The following is a 19,689-nucleotide window of genomic DNA, read 5'->3' on the forward strand; positions in this document are numbered from 1 at the left end:
GATGAATTACCAGTGGTCGTTCCAGCCCTCGGGTTTGACACACCCAACCATCAGGATGAGGTTTTGCTGGAGCTGCCCCGTACTTCGGCACTTGCCAGAGGATGGTTGATTTGGTTCGCGCCAGTACAAGCAATCCTGACCGTCGTGATTCTGTTGCTTTTCTTATCAGACTGGCGCCGGTTGAGCGTCGAGGAGTGGGTCGCATTTTTCTTCGGGATTCTTGTTGCAGTCTGGTCACTTTTATTCTGCGTGAAGGTCGAAACAAAACCTCCTCGAGATCTGCCCCTCCGCTTCAACCGCGCCCGCCAACGCCTCTACGCCTACAACTTCAAATACCGCTGGTGGAATCCCTTCGAAGAGTGGCGGGTAGTACCCGTTGCCTACGACTGGTCACAGGTTCGAGCCGAACGCTGGAGAAGAACCCACTTCACCGCCCAGGGCGGGGCCATCATCCAGTTCGGTGTCGAGCTGTCCATCGTCAAACCCGGTACGAACGAAGTCATCGACCGCTTCCCACTGACCGCCATGGGCGCCGACGCACACGCATGGGCCTACGTCTGCACCTACATGCAACAAGGCCCGGATGCACTACCGCCGCCGGAGCCGCCTTGGGACCATAACGATGTGCTGTGGTGCAACGTCGCCATGCTACTGGCACCGAAGGTCGAGTGGCCTGCCGATATGGATCTGGAGTCGAGGACCGCACCATGAACAGCTCCGCAAGCCGGCCCAGCGCAAGGTGCGCGCCATGCTGCTGAGCAACACCAAGCCGACTTCACGACCGTGCGCGACGTGTCGGATCAGACCAGCGGGGCGAGTGAGGAGACGGCGGCGTCCAGCGTTGAGCTGGCGCGGCTGGGGACGCATTTGCAGGGGCTGGTGGCGCGGTTCCGGATCTGAAATCGCCGGGACCGCGTTGCGGTCCTTCGCGGCTGAAGCCGCTCCCACGGGACTGTGATGACCCTGTAGGAGCGGCTTCAGCCGCGAAGGCCTGCGAAGCAGGCCCTGGCTTTACAGGACCTGACGCAAAAACGCCTGGGCCCGCAGGTCCTTCGGCGTGGTGAAGAATTCTTCCGGCGGCGAATCCTCCAGCAGTTTGCCGTGATCGAAGAACAGCACCCGATCCGCCACTTCACGGGCAAAGCCCATTTCGTGGGTCACGCAGACCATGGTCATGCCTTCCTGGGCCAGGGTCTTCATCACGTCCAGCACCTCGCCGACCATTTCCGGGTCCAGCGCCGAGGTGGGCTCGTCGAACAGCATGACTTTCGGGTCCATCGCCAGCGCCCGGGCAATCGCCACGCGTTGCTGCTGGCCGCCCGAGAGCCGCGACGGGTATTCGTTGGCTTTCTGCCCGATCCCCACTTTCTCCAGCAGTGCCCGCGCCTTGGCCTCGCGCTCGGCTTTGCCGCGCTTGCGCACGACTTTCTGCGCCAGGCACAGGTTCTCTAGCACGGTCATGTGCGGGAACAGGTTGAAATGCTGGAACACCATGCCGACTTCACGACGGTAGGCGTTGACGTCGGTCTTCGGGTCGGCCAGTTGCAGGCCGTCGATGGCGACGCTGCCGGCATCGAACGACTCCAGGCCGTTCAAGCAGCGCAGGAAGGTCGATTTGCCGGAGCCGGACGGGCCGAGCACCACCAGCACTTCGCCGCGGGAGACGTTGGTGCTGACGTTATCCACAGCCCGCACCACTTGGCCTCGGGTGTCGAAGACTTTTACCAGATCACGGACTTCAATCACTTTGCGCAAGCCTCCGCTCGAGCCGGCTGGCGAAATGCGACAGCGGCAGGTTGATCAGCAGGTACAGCCCGGCGACGCAGAACCAGATCTCGAAGGTCGAGAACGAGGTGGTGATCGCCTCACGGCCGCTCTTGGTCAGTTCGGTGATGGCGATCACCGAGACCAGCGACGTGTCCTTGACCAGGCTGATGAACTGCCCGGCCAGTGGCGGCAGCACGCGTTTGAACGCTTGCGGCAGGACCACATGGCGCATCGACTGGGCGGCGCTCAGGCCCAGGGACCGGGCGGCCTCGCCCTGCCCCCTGGCGATGGACTGCACGCCCGCACGGACGATTTCAGCCACATAGGCGCCAGTGAACAGCGCCAGCGCGGCAACCCCGGCGAACTCGCGGGAGAGGTTGAGCACGGTGCCGATGAAGAAATAGAAAATGAAGATCTGCACCAGCAACGGCGTGCCGCGCACCAACTCGACATACACCGTGGACAGGTCACGCAGGGTCGGGTTGCTGGAAAGACGGCACAGCCCGGCGAACAGACCGATCAGCAGGCCGATGACGCCGGACGCCACGGAAATCCACACCGTGGTCCACAGCCCCCAGGCCAGCGGGCCGGCCGCCCAGTGGTGGGTCAGGCCGATCAGGTCGCCCTCGGCAACGTCATCGCCCTTGGCCAGTTGCAGGCTGGCCTGGTCGACGTCCAGCACCTGTTCGGCGCCGTCTTCGTCACGCAGGGTCACCCGCGCGGTGTCGCCCTGGCGCACGATGTCCTGCACCGTGCCGTAGCCGGAGGCGCGATGCGCTTCCTCAGCCTGGTAGGCGAAGTACTGCGGGATGCGGTTCCAGCGCCACTCGTAGGAAATCATCGAGGTGGCGAAATACAGACTTATCGCCAGTCCGACCAGGACCAGCGCGGTCAGCCCGTGCCAGGGCCACTGGGATTTCTTGTGTTTGATCACGTTGGGATTCCCCATGAAGCCAAAAGCCGCAAGCTACAGGCCGCAAGAAAAAAGCGGGTCATCAGCGACCCGCTTTGCTTGCAGCTTGTAGCTCGCGGCTAGTCGCTGTCTTTTATTCCATGTCCTTCAGCCATTCGGTCTTCTTGAACCACTTGTCGTGGATTCGATCGTAGGTGCCGTCGTGCTTGATCTGGTGCAGGAAGTTGTTGATGAAGTTGATGCTGTCGTAGTCGCCTTTCTTCAGACCGAAGGCCAGCGGCTCGTAGGTGAACGGTTCGTCGAGGTAGACCAGCTTGCCGGCGCCGACCTTGGTCACGGCCACCACGTTGTAGGGTGCGTCGTAGACGAAGGCATCAGCCTTGCCGTTGACCACGTCCAGTACGCCTTCCTGTTCGTTGTCGTAGCCGTGGGACTGGGCCTTGGCGATCAACTTCTTGGCGACCATCTCACCGGTGGTGCCCAGCTTGGAGGTCAGGCGGTATTCGTCGCTGTTGAGGTCTTTATAGGACTTGATCTTGCCTTCCAGCTCCTTGCGGATCAGCAGGGTCTGGCCAACAACGATGAAGGGCTCGCTGAAGTTCAGCTTCAGGTTGCGTTCCTGGGTCAGGGTCATGCCGCTGGTGATGATGTCGAACTTGTTGGTCATCAGTGCCGGGATGATGCCGTCATAGGCGGTGGAAACCATCTCCAGCTTGACGCCCATGGACTTGGCCATGGCCTTGATGATGTCCACTTCGAAGCCGATGATCTCGCCACGCTTGTTGGTCATCTCGAACGGCATGTAGGTTGGGTCCATGCCCACCCGCAGGGGGCCGCGCTTGACCGCGTCATCGATTGCGCCGGCTTGTGCGGTGCTGACCGCGACAGTGGCGGCGACGCCGACCAGCAGCATCGACAGGTACTTTTTGAACATCACCAGGTTCCCCCAACAAGAAAACGCTTAATTTTATTGTTGCGCGAAAAGTCCTACAGACGTCGCGCGATAGTCGGGGCGGGATGCTAACGCATGAGCGTCATGGGACCTAGCCCCATGACGACTTTGTTACTTATTGGTACCAGAAAAACAGCGCGGGGCGACGAATGTCGCCCCGCGTGGGGATCAGGCATTGGCCAGCGTTGGCTGGGCGGCCTCTTCGGGATGCAAAGGCAGCAGCGGCGAGTGCGGATCGTTGTCGATCGACTGACGCCAGACGTCCAGCCAGGCACTGTTGTGCTCGGCCCAGACGCGGTCGTGCAGACGGGACAGCGCGACCGGATCGCTGAGCAGTGCCAGGCGGGTATTGCCGTCCAGACCGGCCGGCCCGACCTGCAATGCCTTGGCGATACGCTCGGCACGCAGTGCCTCGATCGGCTCGGCGACACCGTGGCGAGCGGTGGCCAAGGCACAGGCCAGGGCGTTCTGCTGTGGATCGACCACGGCCCGGACGAAACCGTCGTGCAGCGCGTGCCAGCGGTTCTCGTGGGTGTACTGGTCGGTGGCCAACAGCTCAGGCGGCGTCGCGTATTCCTCGGGGATGAGGAACAGCTTCTCGTCCTTGGCGCGCAGACCCAGGTTGACCCGGCTGGAAATCACCGATACCGGGATCGACAGGGTCAGCGAACCCACGATCGGCACCAGCCACCACAGGAAGCTCGGGTTCAGCCAGGCCACCAGCAATGCCCAGGCCACGCCCAGCAGGGTCTGTGGACCATGGCGGCGAACCGCTTCGCTCCACGGCGTGGAGTCGTCGTCACGTTGCGGCGAGTTCCAGGTCGCGGCCCAGCCGAGGAACGCGGCGAGGACGAAACGGGTGTGGAAAATCATCCGCACCGGCGCCAGCAGCATGGAGAAGAGCATCTCCAGCAGCATCGACAGGGTGACCTTGATCCGCCCGCCGAACTCCGTCGCGCCCTTGGCCCAGATCAGAATGACGCTGAGCAGCTTGGGCAGGAACAGCAGCACGATGGTGGTCGAGAACAGCGCGATGGCTTTTTCCGGGTGCCACTGCGGCCACAGCGGGTACAACTGCCGTGGTTCGAGGAAGTACTGCGGCTCCATCAGGGTGTTGGTCGCCAGCAGCGCGGTGGACAGCACCAGGAAGAAGAACCACAACGGCGCCGACAGGTAGGACATCACCCCGGTGAGGAACACCGCACGGTGCACCGGGTGCATGCCCTTGACCAGGAACAGGCGGAAGTTCATCAGGTTGCCGTGGCACCAGCGCCGGTCGCGCTTGAGTTCATCAAGCAGGTTCGGCGGCAGTTCTTCGTAGCTGCCCGGCAGGTCGTAGGCAATCCACACGCCCCAGCCGGCGCGGCGCATCAGCGCGGCTTCGACGAAGTCGTGGGAGAGGATCGCACCAGCGAAGGCGCCCTTGCCCGGCAACGGCGCCAGGGCGCAGTGCTCGATGAAGGGCTTCATGCGGATGATCGCGTTGTGACCCCAGTAGTGCGACTCACCCAGTTGCCAGAAGTGCAGGCCGGCGGTGAACAGCGGACCGTAGACGCGGGTGGCGAACTGCTGCATGCGCGCATACAGAGTGTCCATGCCCGAGGCTTTCGGCGCGGTCTGGATGATCCCGGCGTCCGGGTTGGCTTCCATCAACCGAACAAGGCTGGAGAGGCAGTCGCCGCTCATCACGCTGTCGGCGTCGAGGACAACCATGTAGCGGTAGTCACTGCCCCAGCGGCGGCAGAAGTCATCGAGGTTGCCGCTCTTGCGCTTCACGCGGCGACGGCGGCGACGGTAGAAGATCCGCCCAAAGCCCTTGGCCTCGCGGCAGACTTCCAGCCAGGCCTGTTGCTCGGCCACGGCGATGTCGGGGTCGTTGGTGTCGCTGAGGATGAAGAAGTCGAAACGATCGAGGTTACCGGTGGCGGCGACCGACTCGAAAGTCGCGCGCAGGCCGGCGAACACCCGTGGCACGTCTTCGTTGCAGATCGGCATGACCAGCGCGGTACGCGCGCCCGCCTCGATCGGCTCATTGCCGGCACTGCTGCCGGAGATGCGGTATTTGTCGCGCCCGGTGAGCAGTTCGAGGAAGCCCATCAGGGCGGTCCAGAAACCCGCCGACACCCAGCAGAAGAGGATGCCGAACAGAATCAGGATGGACGTCTGCAAGGCATACGGCCAGACCTGCGCAGCGGTCTGCAGCAGTGGCTGGTGCATGACTTCGTCGAGGTCGACGAACGACCAGCCCTGATACGGCAAGATGCCTTTCATGTACCAGCCGGCGACGATGGTCTGACCGATCATCAGCGCCAGCAAGATGTAGCGGCGCATCGAACCGACCCAGCGCCAACGGGCCTTGGGCAGCTCACGCTGCTCCGGGGCCGGGGCGTTGGTGCGACCGGTCAGGCGGCGCCAGCCACGGACCAGGATGTTGGTCCGCCATGGCTCGGGGATTACTCGGGTGCGACGGATCGGCGGGGTCGCCTTGAGGCAGACCCGGCCGCTGGCGTCGAGACCGAGCATCTCGGCTTCTTCCATATCGGTGGCGCTGAGCAGGCTCAGGCGGCTGCCGACCGAACCCTGGGCGGGCTCGGCATCGACAACGCTCGGCTGCGCAGACAGGCGCTGGTGCAACTCGCTGAACGAGTTGCAGTTGGCGAGTTCCGCCCGCTGCTCGTCGCTCAGGGGTAGATGGGCCAGGTACTCGGCAAGCGATTCTGGCCGTACTGAAGAGTTACTCATCGGCTGGCAACTGATAGCTCCAGGTCTCGGTCAACACCTGTTCGGTGGTCGCCGGTGCCCCAGTAGTGGGCGCCGCTTCAGCGGCAGGCTGCTCGGCAGGTTGCTCGGCCTTCGCGGCTTTAGCGGCGGCCTTGTCCTGCTTGGCAGGTTTTTCCTGCTTTTCCTGCTTCTCGGGTTTGGCCGGCTCGACCGGGACGTCGCGAACCAGGGAGGCGCGCATTTCGACGGCCTTGCCCGGATCCTTGACCTTCATCCGCAGGGTCAGGCGCCAGCCCTTGATTTCAGGGTTGTAGCGCAGGTTGTTCTCGACCAGTTCGGCGTTGTCGCCCAAGCTGACCTGGCTGCGGACTGCCGCGTCTTCCGGCAGGGCCGCAAGGACCGGGCCTTCGAAGTCGACCAGGAAGGCCACGCTGCCATCCGGCTGGCGGATCAGGTTGGACTGTTTGACGTCACCGGTGGAGCGCAGGGTCTGCTTGACCCAGCCGAGGTTCGGCGAATGGTAGGCCGACTCGTCCATGGTCCAGTGCAGGCGGTATTCGTATTCGACCGGGGTGCCTGGCTCAGGCAGCTTTTCCGGGCTCCAGAACGCAACGATGTTGTCGTTGGTTTCATCGGCGGTCGGGATTTCCACCAGGTCGACGGTGCCTTTGCCCCAGTCGCCGCGAGGCTCGATCCAGGTGCTTGGACGCTTCTGGTAGTTGTCGTCGAGGTCTTCATAGAAGCTGAAGTTGCGGTTGCGCTGCAGCAGACCGAAGCCGCGCGGGTTTTCCACGCTGAAGTTGCTCACAGCCAGGTGTTTCGGGTTGTTCAGCGGACGCCACAGCCACTCGCCGTTACCGGCGTGGATCGACAGGCCTTCGGAGTCGTGCAACGCAGGACGGTAGTTCGGCACGCGCGACGGCTGGTTGCTGCCGAACAGGTACATGCTGGTCAGCGGGGCGATGCCCAGGCGGCTGACGTGATCACGCAGGAACACCTTGGACTGTACGTCGACGATGGTGTCGCTGCCCGGACGCAGGATCAGCTTGTAGGCGCCGGTGGAACGCGGCGAGTCGAGCAGCGCGTAGATCACCAGGTGCTTGTCGGTGGCTTTCGGGCGTTCGACCCAGAACTCGGTGAAGCGCGGGAATTCTTCGCCGGACGGCAGCGCGGTGTCGATGGCCAGGCCACGGGCCGACAGGCCATACACCTGGCCCTTGCCAACAACGCGGAAGTAGCTGGCGCCGAGCAGGGTCATGATTTCGTCCTGCTTGTCCGCCTTGTTGATCGGGAACAGCACGCGGAAACCGGCATAACCGAGCTGCTCGGTAGCCTTGGCGTCGAACTTCAGGTCGCCGAAATCGAAGCGGGTTGGGTCGTACTTGATTTCATCGACGCTGGTGGCGGTGACTTCGTTGATCTTCACCGGCGTGTCGAAGTGCATGCCCTGGTGATAGAAGGACAGCTTGAAGGGGGTCTTGTCGTTGGCCCATTCGGCCTTGTCCGACAGGAAGCGGATCTTCTGGTAATCGGCGAACTTCATGTCGCGGAAGACCGCTGGCAGGTTGCTCTTTGGTGCTTCGTACTTCTGCCCGGCCAGGTCTTTCGCCTTGGCCGCTACGTCGTCAAGGTTGAACGCCCAGAGCTGGCCGGCACTGAGCAGGCACACCAGCGCCGAACCTGCGAGCAGGGCCTTGCGCAGCCGGCTGGCAGGCATTCTTGGTGCATTACAGGGACTTACAATCACGAGCAACCCTCGCCGAAAACAGATCTAGAGAACCAACGGCCAGCTACACATGCCGGGTTGGCGAGCACTGTTCGGACTCCGAAAGGGCTTAATGATTCCCCATACGGTTCCGGACAGTTCTCGAATCAGAGTGAAACAGGCCGTCGAACGTCGGCCCACGTAGCGCGCGATTATCTAGCAGGCTGCGTTACAACGCATCAGGGCCAGCCAACTATTTTTGCTGTAAAACCCATTGTTTTCCTGCAAACAGGGGGTTTTTTGTCTTCATATTTGTAACATAAATGTTACGGGGCCATCATTGACCAGATGCACCTGCATATCAGACCCGAAACGGCCGCTGGCGACGGTGCCATGTTTGGCCTTGGCCTGGACCAAAAGGTAGTCGAACAACTCGGCGCCGAGGGCCGGTGGCGCGGCGGTGGAGAAGCTCGGGCGCAGGCCGCTCTGGGTGTCGGCGGCCAGGGTGAACTGGGACACCAGCAGCAGGCCGCCGTCGATGTCCTTGAGGGACAGGTTCATCTTGCCCTGCGGGTCACTGAAGACCCGGTAGTTGAGCAACTTGTGCAGAAGCTTGTCGGCATGGGCCGGGGTATCGCCCGGCTCCACCGCGACCAGCACCAGCAGGCCCTGGTCCACGGAACCGACGATTTCGCCCTCCACTTCTACCCGCGCGCCACGCACGCGTTGCAGCAGCCCCTTCATGCTTCGTCCAGTGGCAGGTCCAGCAGGCGCCGGGACATCTGGTCGGCGGCGCGCACCAGGGCATCGGTGATCCCCGGTTCGGAGGCGGCATGACCGGCGTCGCGAATCACCTTCAGCTCGCTGTTCGGCCAGGCTTGGTGCAGTTCCCAGGCGTTGTCCAGTGGGCAGATCACGTCGTAGCGACCGTGCACGATTACCGCCGGCAGGTGGGCGATCTTCTCCATGTCGCGGATCAGCTGGTTTTCTTCGAGGAAGGCGTTGTTCATGAAGTAGTGGCATTCGATCCGGGCGATCGACAGCGCGCGCTGCGGCTCGGAGAAGCGATCGACCACCAGCGGGTTCGGGCGCAGGGTGGCGGTGCGACCTTCCCAGGTCGACCAGGCCTTGGCGGCGTGCATCTGGGCGATCTGATCGCTGCCGGTCAGGCGCTTGTGGAAGGCCTGGACCAGATTGCCGCGCTCTTCCACCGGGATCGGCGCGATGTAGTCCTGCCAGTAGTCCGGGAACAGGCGGCTGGCGCCGGCCTGGTAGAACCAGTCGATTTCTTGCGGACGGCACAGGAAGATGCCGCGCAGGATCAGGCCATGGACGCGCTCGGGGTGGGTCTGGGCGTAGGCCAGCGCCAGGGTCGAGCCCCAGGAGCCGCCGAACAGCACCCATTTGTCGATGCCCAGGTGCTTGCGAATGCGCTCGAGGTCTTCGACCAGATGCCAGGTGGTGTTGTTTTCCAGGCTGGCGTGGGGAGTGGAGCGGCCGCAACCACGCTGGTCGAAGGTGATGATGCGGTAGACGTTGGGGTCGAAATAGCAGCGGCTCTGGGCATCGCAGCCAGCGCCGGGACCACCGTGAATGAACACCACCGGCAGACCTTCCGGCGAACCGCTTTCATCGACGTACAGTACATGCGGTGCTTCGACGGCCAGATCGTGCCGGGCGTAGGGTTTGATCTGCGGGTACAAGGTCTGCATTACGCACTCCGTGTGGGAATTATTCTGCCGTTGGGCATCATAAACCTGAAATGCGCTTTGAGCATGCCCTGTTGGGTCAAGTGTTCTTGAGGTAGGGGGGCGATAAGGTTAGTGATAACGCCGCTGAGCCCAGCCCAGGACTGCCTCCAGCATTGCCCGCAACACGCCCTGGGTCGGCCCAGCCAGGTCAGGCCGATAGGTGAACGGTTCCACCTCTTCCATATAGGTGCTCTGCGCCAGTTCCAGTTGCACCGCATGGATGCGATTGGCTGGATCGCCGTAATGCCGGGTGATGTGCCCGCCTTTGAAGCGTCCGTTGAGCACGTGACTGTAGTCGTCGACCCCGGCACACACCGCCTGCAGGAGCTCGGCCAGTTGCGGGTCGCAGCTGGCACCATTGAAGGTGCCCAGGTTGAAATCCGGCAGCTTGCCGTCGAACAGGTGCGGCACATGAGAACGGATCGAATGGGCATCCCACAGCAGCGCATAGCCGAAGGTCGCTTTCAGTCGCGCGAGCTCGTGGCGCAGGGCGTTGTGGTAGGGCCGCCAGATGGTCTCCAGGTACCCCGCCCGCTCCGTCGCCGACGGCACCCTGCCCTCTTCGAACAGCGGCTCGCCATCGAACAAGGTGGTCGGGAACAGGCCGGTGGTCGCGCCTGTATATAAAGGTTGGTCGTCCTCGGGCCGGTTCAGGTCGATGACGAACCGCGAATACTCCGCCGCCACCACGCTGGCGCCCATCTTGCGGACGAAGTCATACAACTGCGGGATGTGCCAGTCGGTATCCGGCAGGCTTTGCGCCGCCGGGACCAGCCCGTCGCGCACCGCCGGCGTCAGCTTCAGGCCGGCGTGGGGCATGCTGATCAGCAGCGGCAGCCTGCCCTGGTGGAAACTCAGAACCTTATCCATCGTCATTGCCTCAATCAGTCAGTTCAACGCCGTGGCGGACCACGCGCTTCTCCAGTTCGCCGCCGAGCCAGTAAGCCAGGTCGGCCGGACGTTCGATATCCCACGCAACGAAGTCGGCGACCTTGCCCGCTTCCAGCGAACCATGGCTGTCGCTCAGGCCCAGCGCCGTGGCGGCGTGCAGGGTGACGCCCGCGAGCGCTTCTTCCGGGGTCATGCGGAACAGGGTGCAGGCCATGTTCAACATCAGCCGTAACGACAACGCCGGCGAGGTGCCAGGGTTGAGGTCGCTGGCGATGGCGATCTTCACGCCGTGCTTGCGCAGGGCGTCCATCGGCGGCAGTTGGGTTTCGCGCAGGAAATAGAAAGCACCAGGCAGCAGCACCGCGACGGTACCAGCGGCGGCCATGGCGATGGCGTCGTCTTCGGTCATGAATTCCAGGTGATCCGCCGACAACCCGTGGTACCGCGCCGCAAGGCTGGATCCGGCGAGCGACGACAACTGCTCGGCATGCAGCTTCACCGGCAGCCCCAGCGCCTGCGCCTTGATGAACACCCGCTCGACCTGCGCCGGGGAAAACGCCAGGTACTCGCAGAAGGCGTCCACCGCATCCACCAGCCCCTCGGCGGCCAGCGCCGGAAGCATCACCTCACAGATGTGCTCGATGTAGTCATCACTGCGCCCGGCATATTCCGGCGGTAGGGCGTGAGCCGCGAGACAGGTGGCGCGCACGGTCAGCGGCAGGCTCTCGCCAAGGCGGCGGATGACCTTGAGCAGCTTGCGCTCGCTGTCCAGGTCCAGGCCGTAGCCGGACTTGATTTCCAGCGTGGTCACGCCATCGCGCATCAACGCCCGCACCCGGCGCAGGGCGCTGGCGTACAGTTCATCCTCGCTGGCCGCGCGGGTCGCGCGCACGGTGCTGGCGATGCCGCCGCCCTGGGCGGCGATTTCGGCGTAGCTGACACCTTGCAGGCGTTGCTCGAACTCACCGCTGCGGTTGCCACCGAACACGGCGTGGGTGTGGCAGTCGATCAGGCCCGGAGTGACCCAGGCACCGCCCAGGTCCACCCGCTGCTCGATACCCGGGTCCGGCAGCGCCTGACGCGGGCCGATCCACTCGATGCGTCCGTCGGCGGTGACGATGGCCGCGTCTTCGATGATCGAGTAGACGCCTTGGGCCATGCTTGCCACATGGCAGTTGTGCCAGAGGGTCTTCATCCACAAGTCTCCGTCAGGTCAGGCTCGGCAGGATGCCGACAGGCAGCAGACCGGTCAGCCGGCCCTCGGCGAGCAGTTCGACGGCAATCTCGATGTCCGGGGCGAAGAAGCGGTCCTTGTCGTAGTGCGGAACGCGGTCACGCAGGGTCTTGCGCGCTTCTTCGAGTTTGGCCGACGTCTTCAGGCCGGTGCGCAGGTCCAGGCCCTGGCAGGCGCCCAGCCATTCGATGGCGAGGACGCCGCGGGTGTTCTCGGCCATTTCCCACAGGCGCTTGCCGGCAGCCGGCGCCATCGAGACGTGGTCTTCCTGGTTGGCCGAGGTAGGCAGGCTGTCCACGCTGTGCGGGTGGGACAGCGCCTTGTTCTCGCTGGCCAGCGCCGCCGCGGTGACCTGGGCGATCATGAAGCCGGAGTTGACCCCGCCGTTCTCCACCAGGAAAGGCGGCAGCTGCGACATGTGCTTGTCCATCATCAGCGAGATGCGTCGCTCGCTCAGCGAGCCGATCTCGGCAATGGCCAGGGCCATGTTGTCGGCGGCCATGGCCACGGGTTCGGCGTGGAAGTTGCCGCCGGAAATCACGTCACCCTGTTCGGCGAATACCAACGGGTTATCGGAAACGGCGTTGGCTTCCACCGCGAGCACTTCAGCGGCCTGGCGCAGCTGGGTCAGGCAGGCGCCCATGACCTGTGGCTGGCAGCGCAGGGAGTACGGGTCCTGGACCTTGCCGCAGTTTTCGTGGGAAGCGGAAACCTCGGTGCCGTCGGTCAGCAGATCGCGGTAGCAGGCGGCCGCGTCGATCTGGCCGCGCTGGCCGCGTGCGGCATGGATGCGCGCATCGAACGGCGAACGGGAGCCCAGCACCGCTTCGACGGTCAGGCCACCACAGGCGATGGCCGCAGCGAACAGGTCTTCGGCTTCGAACAGGCCGCGCAGTGCGTACGCCGTCGAGGCCTGGGTGCCATTGAGCAGCGCCAGCCCTTCCTTGGCGGCCAGGGTCAGCGGTTTCAGGCCGGCAACTGCCAGCGCGTCCACGGCCGACAGCCACTCGCCTTTATAGCGGGCCTTGCCCTCGCCCAGCAGCACCAGCGACATATGCGCCAGCGGCGCGAGGTCGCCGGAAGCGCCGACCGAGCCCTTGAGCGGGATATGCGGATACACCTCGGCGTTGACCAGGGCGATCAGCGCGTCGATCACGGTGCGGCGAATACCGGAGAAACCGCGGCTGAGGCTGTTGATCTTGAGCACCATGATCAACCGCACCATGGCGTCATCCAGCGGCTGGCCGATGCCGGCAGCATGGGACAACACCAGCGAGCGCTGCAGGTTTTCCAGGTCGTGGGTGGCGATGCGGGTCGAGGCCAGCAGGCCGAAGCCGGTGTTGATGCCGTAGGCGGTGCGGTTCTCGGCGAGGATCTGCTCGACGCAGGCAACGCTGGCGTCGATCTGCGCGCCTGCGCTCGCGGCAAGGCTCAGGCGCACCGGGGTTTTGTAGATACCACGCAACTCGGCGAGGCTGACCTGGCCGGGATTCAAAGTGAAGAGGTTCATGTTCTGGCTCCTTGTCGTGGTTCAGAGCAGCGCCGGCAGCACGCGCTGCGGCAACTGCGGCTGTTTGAGCAACGCGGCCGCGCTGGCGATGTCCGGTGCCAGCCAACGGTCCTGCTGATAGGCCGGAACCTGTTCGCGCAGCAACTGCCAGGCGCGTCCGGTGCCGGCGCCGAAGCGCTGCTCCTTGAGAAATTCGAAGGCCTGACCCGCCAGCAGGTACTCGATGGCGAGGATCTGCGTGCAGTTTTCCAGGGCGCGGTGCAGCTTGAGCGCGGCGCTGGTGCCAAGGCTCAGGTGATCTTCCTGCAGGCCGGAGGTGACGTAGTTGTCGAGCACCGCCGGTTGCGCCAACTGGCGATTTTCCGCGCACAGCGAGGCGGCGACGTACTGCACGATCATCATCCCGGAGTTGACCCCGGGCTCAGCGACCAGGAACGCCGGCAAACCGCTGACGTGCGGATTGACCAGACGATCCAGGCGGCGCTCGGCGATCGAGCCGGTTTCGGCGATCGCCACCGCCAGCAGGTCGGCGGCCATGGCCACGGACTGGCCGTGCGGGTTGGCCTGGGACATGACCCGGAAGTTGTCCGGCGTGCCCAGCAGCAACGGGTTGTCAGTGGCGGAATTGAGTTCGGTCTCGATCTGCTTCGCCGCGTGGGCCAACTGGTCGCGGGCGGCGCCGTGGACCTGCGGAATCGAGCGGATGCTCAGGGCGTCCTGGGTGCGGATGCCCTTGCTGCTGGCGATCACTTCGCTGCCATCGAGCAAGGCCCGCAGGTTGCTGCCGACCTGCTGCATGCCGGGGTGCGGCTTGAGCGCGATGATTTCGGCGTCGAACGCGGCGATCTGCCCGCGCAGGGCTTCGAAGCTCATGGCCGAGATGACGTCGGCCCATTGCAGCAGGTGCGTGGCATCGGCCAGCGCCAGGCAGCTCAGGCCGGTCATGCACGGCGTGCCGTTGACCAGGCACAGACCGTCCTTGGCACCCAGTTGCACCGGCGCCAGACCTTCTTCGGCCAGGGCCTCGGCGGCCTCGACGATACGTCCGCGGTAGCTGACCTTGCCCACGCCCAGCAGGCAGATGCCGACATGGGCCATGTGGGTCAGGTAACCCACCGAGCCTTGGGACGGCACTTGCGGGGTGATACCGCGCTCCAGCAGCGCCAGCAGTGCTTCGACCACCGGGCGCTGGATGCCGGACTTGCCGTGGCTGTAGTTGGTGATGGCGGCGCAGATGATCGCCCGGGTCTGTTCGTCCGGCAGTACCGGGCCGACGCCACAGGCGTGGCTGAGCAGGGTGTTGCTCGACAGCCGGCTCAGTTGCTCGCCTTCCAGCGCAACGTTGCACAGCGCGCCGAGACCAGTGTTGACGCCGTAGGCGCGCTCGCCGCTTTCGACGATGCGCCGGACGATGCCCTGGGCATTCTCGATCCGCGCCCAGGCGCTGTCGGACAGCGACAGGTGCGCGCCATAACGGGCCACGGCGACGATGTCCTGCCAACGCAGCGGCGCGTCGGCGATCACGACATTCTCTGGTTGCTGCATGTCAGCCCTCATACGGTGGCGGCGCGGCGCTGGACGAAGCGGTCGACGTACTCGTCCGCCGGGTTGTGGAGGATTTCTCGCGGCGTGCCGACCTGGATCAGGCGGCCGTCCTTGAGGATCGCGATGCGGTTGCCGATGCGCACGGCTTCATCGAGGTCATGGGTGATGAACACGATGGTCTTGTGCAGGGTCTTTTGCAGCTCCAGGAGCTGGTCCTGCATTTCGGCACGGATCAGCGGGTCGAGGGCGCTGAACGCTTCGTCCATGAGGATGATGTCGGTGTCCGCCGCCAGGGCCCGGGCCAGACCAACGCGCTGGCGCATGCCACCGGAAAGTTGGTGCGGATAGGATTTCTCGTAGCCTTTCAGGCCCACGGTGGTGATCCAGTGCTGGGCGCGTTCGGCGCACAGTTGCTTGCTCTCGCCGCGGACCTTGAGGCCGTAGGCGACGTTATCGAGCACGGTCTTGTGCGGCAGCAGGCCGAAGCTCTGGAAGACCATGCTGATCTTGCGCCGGCGAAACTGGCGCAGGGCTTCCATGTCGTACTGCATGATGTCTTCGCCATCCACCAGGATCGCCCCGCTGGTGGGGTCGATCAGGCGGTTGAAGTGGCGCACCAGGGTCGATTTGCCGGAACCGGACAAGCCCATGATGACGAAGATTTCGCCGGCGCCGATGGACAGCGACAGGTCATTGACCCCCACCACGCAGCCGGTTTTCGACAGGACCTGTTCCTTGCTGTGGGACTCGCGGATCAGTTGCAGCGCTTCGTCGGCGCGCTGGCCGAAGATCTTGAAGACGTTCTTCACTTCGATCTTGTTCATCGCCTGGGTATTCATTTACTCACCTCATGCCGCGCCCGGCCGTAGGCCTGGGTAATACGGTCGATCACCACCGCGAGAATCACGATTGCCAGGCCCGCTTCCAGGCCACGGCCGACGTTCAGGGTCTGGATACCCACCAGCACGTCTTCACCCAAGCCACGGGCACCGATCATCGAGGCGATCACCACCATCGACAGCGCCATCATGGTGGTCTGGTTGATCCCGGCCATGATGCTTGGCAGGGACAGCGGCAGTTGCACGCCGAACAGTTGCTGCCAACGGTTGGCACCGAAGGCGTTGATCGCTTCCATGACTTCGCCGTCGACCTGGCGGATGCCCAGGTCGGTCAGGCGGATCAGCGGCGGCGCGGCGTAGATCACTGTGGCGAAGATCGCCGGCACCTTGCCCAGGCCGAACAGCATCAGCACCGGGATCAGGTACACGAAGCTGGGCATGGTCTGCATGATGTCCAGCAGCGGCATCAGCACCGCGCGCAGGCGGTTGCTGCGGGCTGACAGGATCCCCAGCGGGATGCCGATCAGCACCGAGATCAGCGTCGCCACCAGCATCAGCGCCAGGGTCTGCATCAGTTTGTCCCAGAGCCCCACCGCCCCCACCAGGAACAGCAGGCCGACGATCACCACGGTCGGCAGGATGCGCCGGGTCGCGTGCCAGGCGATGGCGCCGACGATCGCCAGCATCAGCCACCACGGCGTGGCGCGCAGCAGGCCTTCGAGGTTGACGATGGCCCAGAGCAGGGTGTCGGAGATCTGCCGGAACACATCACCGTAGTTGGTCACCAGCGCATCGACCCAGCCGTTGACCCAGTCGGCGATGGAGAAGGTAAAGTTTTCGGGGAACATAGGGTTCACTCGTCAGGTAGAAGGAGTAGCTCAGAGCGCTGCGTCGATTTTCTTCGCCGCCTCTTCGCTGACCCACGCATGCCAGATTTCAGGATGTTCCTTGAGGAAGGCTTTCGCCAGTTTCGGCGACTCGATCCGCTCTTTGGTCATGCGCGCCAGATTCTGGTTCAGCAGGTCGATCGGCAGGTTGACCTTTTCCAGCACGGCGACCAGTTCCGGCGCCTGCTCGTGGAACGCCTTGGACAGGCCGACCTTGATGCTCACGGTCTTGTCGACGCCGGGCTTCTCGTCCAGCTTGACCAGGTCGACCTGGCCCATCAGCGGGGTTGGCGTCCAGTAGTAGAAGAGGATCGGCTCGCCACGCTTGTAGCTCGACAGCACCGCCGCATCCAGGGCCGGGCCGGTGCCCGGACGGAAATTGGTGTAGCTCGACTCGAGGCCGTAGTCCTTGAGCATTTCGCTGTTGTCCAGCTCGCAGGTCCAGCCCGCCGGGCAATTGTAGAAGCGGCCTTTGCCGGGCTCTTCCGGGTCTTTGAAGACCGGCGCGTAGCGGCCCAGATCGGCGATGGCCTTGAGGTCAGGCGCCTTGGCTTCGAGCTTGCGTTTGGCATCGCCCTCGATCACGTAGCGCGGCACGTACCAGCCTTCCACCGCACCCACCACCGGCGCGCCGACGCCGACTACCTTGCCGGCGGCCTCGGCCTTCTTCCAGACCTCGCTGCGGCCCACCCACTCCTCGGCGAACACCTGGATATCGTTGGTGCCCAGGGCGTTTTCCATGGTGATGGAGTTACCCGGCAAGCTGTCGGTTTCGCAGCCGTAGCCGTTCTTCAGCACGAACTGCATGACGTCGGTCAGCAGCATGCCGCTTTCCCAGTTCAGCCCGGCGAACTTCACCGGTTTGCCGGATTCGCACCAGCCCGCGGCCTGACTGCCCCCCGAGAGACTCAACAGGCCAAGGGCACACAGCGACGCAAGCAGGGTCTTGTTGGTTTTCATTGCATGACGCTCCCAAACAGGAAAGTGGATATCGGCAGTTCAGCGGCCTTTCAGCCAGGCGTCCGGTCGTCCCTTCCATGAAACGCCGCGGCGGGGGCCACCGGTAGAGGCCCCCGCGACGCGGATCAGCCGGTGATCATCGGCAGGTTCAGGCCCTGCTCTTTGGCACACTCGATAGCAATGTCATAACCGGCATCGGCATGACGCATCACGCCGGTGCCCGGGTCGTTGGTCAGTACGCGGGCAATACGCTCGGCGGCCTCGTCGGTACCGTCACAGACGATCACCATGCCCGAGTGCTGCGAGAAGCCCATGCCCACGCCACCACCGTGGTGCAGCGAAACCCAGGTCGCGCCGCTGGCGGTGTTCAGCAGGGCGTTGAGCAGCGGCCAGTCAGACACGGCGTCGGACCCGTCTTTCATCGACTCGGTTTCGCGGTTCGGGCTCGATACCGAACCGGAGTCCAGGTGGTCGCGACCGATAACGATAGGCGCGGACAGCTCGCCGCGACGGACCATTTCGTTGAACGCCAGACCCAGCTTGGCGCGCTGGCCCAGGCCAACCCAGCAGATACGGGCCGGCAGGCCCTGGAAGCTGATGCGCTCGCGCGCCATGTCCAGCCAGTTGTGCAGGTGGGCGTCGTCGGGGATCAGTTCCTTGACCTTGGCGTCGGTCTTGTAGATGTCTTCGGCGTTGCCCGACAGCGCGGCCCAGCGGAACGGCCCGATGCCGCGGCAGAACAGCGGACGGATGTAGGCCGGCACGAAGCCCGGGAAGTCGAAGGCATTGGCGACGCCCTCTTCCTTGGCCATCTGGCGGATGTTGTTGCCGTAGTCGAAGGTCGGGATGCCCTGCTTCTGGAAGTCGAGCATGGCCTGGACGTGCACGGCCATGGATTGCTTGGCGGCTTTGACCACTGCGGCCGGCTCGGTCTTGGCGCGGTCGCGGTACTCGTCCCAGCTCCAGCCGGCGGGCAGGTAGCCGTTGAGCGGGTCGTGGGCGCTGGTCTGGTCGGTGACCATGTCCGGGCGCACGCCGCGTTTGACCAGTTCCGGCAGGATTTCGGCGGCGTTGCCCAGCAACGCGATGGAAATGGCCTTGCCTTCGGCGGTGTATTTGGCGATGCGCGCCAGGGCGTCATCCAGGTCGTTGGCCTGTTCGTCGACGTAGCGGCTGCTCAGGCGGAAGTCGATGCGGCTCTGCTGGCATTCGATGTTCAGCGAAGAGGCGCCGGCCAGGGTCGCGGCCAGTGGCTGTGCGCCGCCCATGCCGCCGAGGCCAGCGGTCAGTACCCACTTGCCCTTGAGGCTGCCATTGTAGTGTTGGCGACCGGCTTCGACGAAGGTTTCATAGGTGCCCTGAACGATGCCCTGGCTGCCGATGTAGATCCAGCTACCGGCGGTCATCTGGCCGTACATGGCCAGGCCCTTGGCATCCAGTTCGTTGAAGTGTTCCCACGTGGCCCAGTGCGGCACCAGGTTGGAGTTGGCGATCAGCACACGCGGCGCGTTGGCGTGGGTCTTGAACACGCCGACCGGCTTGCCCGATTGCACCAGCAGGGTTTCGTCGTCATTCAGGTTGGTCAGGCTCTCGACGATCTTGTCGTAGCACGCCCAGTTGCGCGCGGCGCGGCCGATACCGCCGTACACCACCAGTTCCTTCGGGTTCTCCGCCACTTCCGGGTCGAGGTTGTTCATCAACATGCGCAGCGGCGCTTCGGTCAGCCAGCTTTTGGCGGTCAGCTTGTTGCCGCGGGGTGCACGGATTTCGACATCACGGAATTTGTTCAGGTTGTTGTCAGTCACGAAAGGGCTCCTCGAGCATCTATCCAATCCCAACCCAGGCAGTGGGCCAGCGGTGATAACCGTTTTACGAACAGCGTGGAGGGGACGGCCTATCCACTCATACGCACACATCTTTACTTGTACATACAAGCATATGCAATTGAATTGCCAAGTCCGCAAAACGCTTGATGAAAAAATTCCCGCAGGGGCTTCAAACCCTTGTGGATCAA

At 63.9% G+C, this 19,689-nt stretch carries 16 protein-coding genes and 1 pseudogene; 2 read left to right on the forward strand and 15 right to left on the reverse strand.

Annotation, left to right across the window (positions count from 1 at the left end; all coding sequences use genetic code 11):
* Positions 1 to 63: 63 nt before the first annotated feature.
* Both HWV67_RS22445 and HWV67_RS32220 read left to right on the forward strand, forming a co-directional pair.
* Positions 64 to 711, forward strand: coding sequence for a DUF6708 domain-containing protein (locus tag HWV67_RS22445; RefSeq protein WP_256680176.1), 648 nt, complete (start codon positions 64 to 66; stop codon positions 709 to 711).
* Between the two features lie 69 nt (positions 712 to 780).
* A pseudogene (locus HWV67_RS32220) lies at positions 781 to 900 on the forward strand (hypothetical protein); the annotation flags it as partial.
* Between the two features lie 111 nt (positions 901 to 1,011).
* Here HWV67_RS32220 and HWV67_RS22450 read toward each other — a convergent pair.
* The 15 genes from HWV67_RS22450 to hutU all read right to left on the reverse strand — a co-directional run bounded on the left by HWV67_RS22450 (position 1,012) and on the right by hutU (position 19,480).
* Positions 1,012 to 1,746 (reverse strand): amino acid ABC transporter ATP-binding protein, encoded by a 735-nt coding sequence (locus tag HWV67_RS22450; protein ID WP_095156103.1) that lies wholly within the window; start codon positions 1,744 to 1,746, stop codon positions 1,012 to 1,014.
* Positions 1,739 to 2,701 (reverse strand): amino acid ABC transporter permease, encoded by a 963-nt coding sequence (locus HWV67_RS22455; RefSeq protein WP_175652843.1) that lies wholly within the window; start codon positions 2,699 to 2,701, stop codon positions 1,739 to 1,741. The genes HWV67_RS22450 and HWV67_RS22455 overlap by 8 nt, the downstream gene beginning before the upstream one ends.
* A gap of 112 nt (positions 2,702 to 2,813) precedes the next feature.
* Positions 2,814 to 3,614, reverse strand: coding sequence for a transporter substrate-binding domain-containing protein (locus tag HWV67_RS22460; protein ID WP_175652844.1), 801 nt, complete (start codon positions 3,612 to 3,614; stop codon positions 2,814 to 2,816).
* A 186-nt stretch (positions 3,615 to 3,800) separates the two neighbouring features.
* The gene (mdoH, locus tag HWV67_RS22465) at positions 3,801 to 6,374 is read right to left on the reverse strand and encodes a glucans biosynthesis glucosyltransferase MdoH (protein WP_175652845.1); all 2,574 of its coding nucleotides are present in this window, start codon (positions 6,372 to 6,374) and stop codon (positions 3,801 to 3,803) included.
* Positions 6,367 to 8,100 carry a glucan biosynthesis protein G gene (locus HWV67_RS22470; RefSeq protein WP_306167784.1) on the reverse strand — a complete coding sequence of 578 codons (1,734 nt, stop codon included), beginning with the start codon at positions 8,098 to 8,100 and terminating at the stop codon, positions 6,367 to 6,369. The genes mdoH and HWV67_RS22470 overlap by 8 nt, the downstream gene beginning before the upstream one ends.
* Positions 8,101 to 8,364: 264 nt before the next feature.
* Positions 8,365 to 8,802 (reverse strand): D-aminoacyl-tRNA deacylase, encoded by a 438-nt coding sequence (gene dtd, locus HWV67_RS22475; RefSeq protein WP_175652847.1) that lies wholly within the window; start codon positions 8,800 to 8,802, stop codon positions 8,365 to 8,367.
* Positions 8,799 to 9,770 carry a prolyl aminopeptidase gene (pip, locus tag HWV67_RS22480; protein ID WP_110972299.1) on the reverse strand — a complete coding sequence of 324 codons (972 nt, stop codon included), beginning with the start codon at positions 9,768 to 9,770 and terminating at the stop codon, positions 8,799 to 8,801. The genes dtd and pip overlap by 4 nt, the downstream gene beginning before the upstream one ends.
* Before the next feature lie 108 nt (positions 9,771 to 9,878).
* Complete coding sequence (hutG, locus tag HWV67_RS22485; RefSeq protein WP_175652848.1) at positions 9,879 to 10,679, reverse strand: N-formylglutamate deformylase; 801 nt, start codon at positions 10,677 to 10,679, stop codon at positions 9,879 to 9,881.
* A 10-nt stretch (positions 10,680 to 10,689) separates the two neighbouring features.
* Positions 10,690 to 11,895 carry an imidazolonepropionase gene (gene hutI / locus HWV67_RS22490; protein WP_175652849.1) on the reverse strand — a complete coding sequence of 402 codons (1,206 nt, stop codon included), beginning with the start codon at positions 11,893 to 11,895 and terminating at the stop codon, positions 10,690 to 10,692.
* 13 nt (positions 11,896 to 11,908) lie between these two features.
* Positions 11,909 to 13,444 (reverse strand): histidine ammonia-lyase, encoded by a 1,536-nt coding sequence (hutH, locus tag HWV67_RS22495; protein WP_175652850.1) that lies wholly within the window; start codon positions 13,442 to 13,444, stop codon positions 11,909 to 11,911.
* A 21-nt stretch (positions 13,445 to 13,465) separates the two neighbouring features.
* Positions 13,466 to 14,989, reverse strand: a complete 1,524-nt coding sequence (locus HWV67_RS22500) for an HAL/PAL/TAL family ammonia-lyase (protein ID WP_175652851.1) — start codon at positions 14,987 to 14,989, stop codon at positions 13,466 to 13,468.
* A gap of 8 nt (positions 14,990 to 14,997) precedes the next feature.
* Positions 14,998 to 15,828, reverse strand: a complete 831-nt coding sequence (locus HWV67_RS22505) for a quaternary amine ABC transporter ATP-binding protein (RefSeq protein ID WP_175652852.1) — start codon at positions 15,826 to 15,828, stop codon at positions 14,998 to 15,000.
* Positions 15,825 to 16,676: an ABC transporter permease gene (locus HWV67_RS22510; RefSeq protein WP_175652853.1), complete on the reverse strand. Its 852-nt coding sequence runs from the start codon at positions 16,674 to 16,676 to the stop codon at positions 15,825 to 15,827. The genes HWV67_RS22505 and HWV67_RS22510 overlap by 4 nt, the downstream gene beginning before the upstream one ends.
* Before the next feature lie 30 nt (positions 16,677 to 16,706).
* Positions 16,707 to 17,675, reverse strand: coding sequence for an ABC transporter substrate-binding protein (locus HWV67_RS22515; RefSeq protein ID WP_175652854.1), 969 nt, complete (start codon positions 17,673 to 17,675; stop codon positions 16,707 to 16,709).
* A 125-nt stretch (positions 17,676 to 17,800) separates the two neighbouring features.
* Complete coding sequence (gene hutU, locus HWV67_RS22520) at positions 17,801 to 19,480, reverse strand: urocanate hydratase (protein ID WP_175652855.1); 1,680 nt, start codon at positions 19,478 to 19,480, stop codon at positions 17,801 to 17,803.
* Positions 19,481 to 19,689 lie beyond the last annotated feature (209 nt).

Origin of the sequence: Pseudomonas sp. Marseille-P9899 (assembly GCF_903166565.1) — a bacterium.
Taxonomy (GTDB): Bacteria; Pseudomonadota; Gammaproteobacteria; order Pseudomonadales; family Pseudomonadaceae; genus Aquipseudomonas; species Aquipseudomonas huaxiensis.

Bases quoted from the DNA above. Each gene is read 5' to 3' on its own strand.
- HWV67_RS22515 (WP_175652854.1), bottom strand. From the start codon at position 17,675: ATGAAAACCAACAAGACCCTGCTTGCGTCGCTGTGTGCCCTTGGCCTG.
- pip (WP_110972299.1), bottom strand. From the start codon at position 9,770: ATGCAGACCTTGTACCCGCAGATCAAACCCTACGCCCGGCACGATCTG.
- hutI (WP_175652849.1), bottom strand. From the start codon at position 11,895: ATGAAGACCCTCTGGCACAACTGCCATGTGGCAAGCATGGCCCAAGGC.
- dtd (WP_175652847.1), bottom strand. From the start codon at position 8,802: ATGAAGGGGCTGCTGCAACGCGTGCGTGGCGCGCGGGTAGAAGTGGAG.
- mdoH (WP_175652845.1), bottom strand. From the start codon at position 6,374: ATGAGTAACTCTTCAGTACGGCCAGAATCGCTTGCCGAGTACCTGGCC.
- HWV67_RS22510 (WP_175652853.1), bottom strand. From the start codon at position 16,676: ATGTTCCCCGAAAACTTTACCTTCTCCATCGCCGACTGGGTCAACGGC.
- HWV67_RS22505 (WP_175652852.1), bottom strand. From the start codon at position 15,828: ATGAATACCCAGGCGATGAACAAGATCGAAGTGAAGAACGTCTTCAAG.
- HWV67_RS22460 (WP_175652844.1), bottom strand. From the start codon at position 3,614: ATGTTCAAAAAGTACCTGTCGATGCTGCTGGTCGGCGTCGCCGCCACT.
- hutG (WP_175652848.1), bottom strand. From the start codon at position 10,679: ATGGATAAGGTTCTGAGTTTCCACCAGGGCAGGCTGCCGCTGCTGATC.
- HWV67_RS22500 (WP_175652851.1), bottom strand. From the start codon at position 14,989: ATGCAGCAACCAGAGAATGTCGTGATCGCCGACGCGCCGCTGCGTTGG.
- hutH (WP_175652850.1), bottom strand. From the start codon at position 13,444: ATGAACCTCTTCACTTTGAATCCCGGCCAGGTCAGCCTCGCCGAGTTG.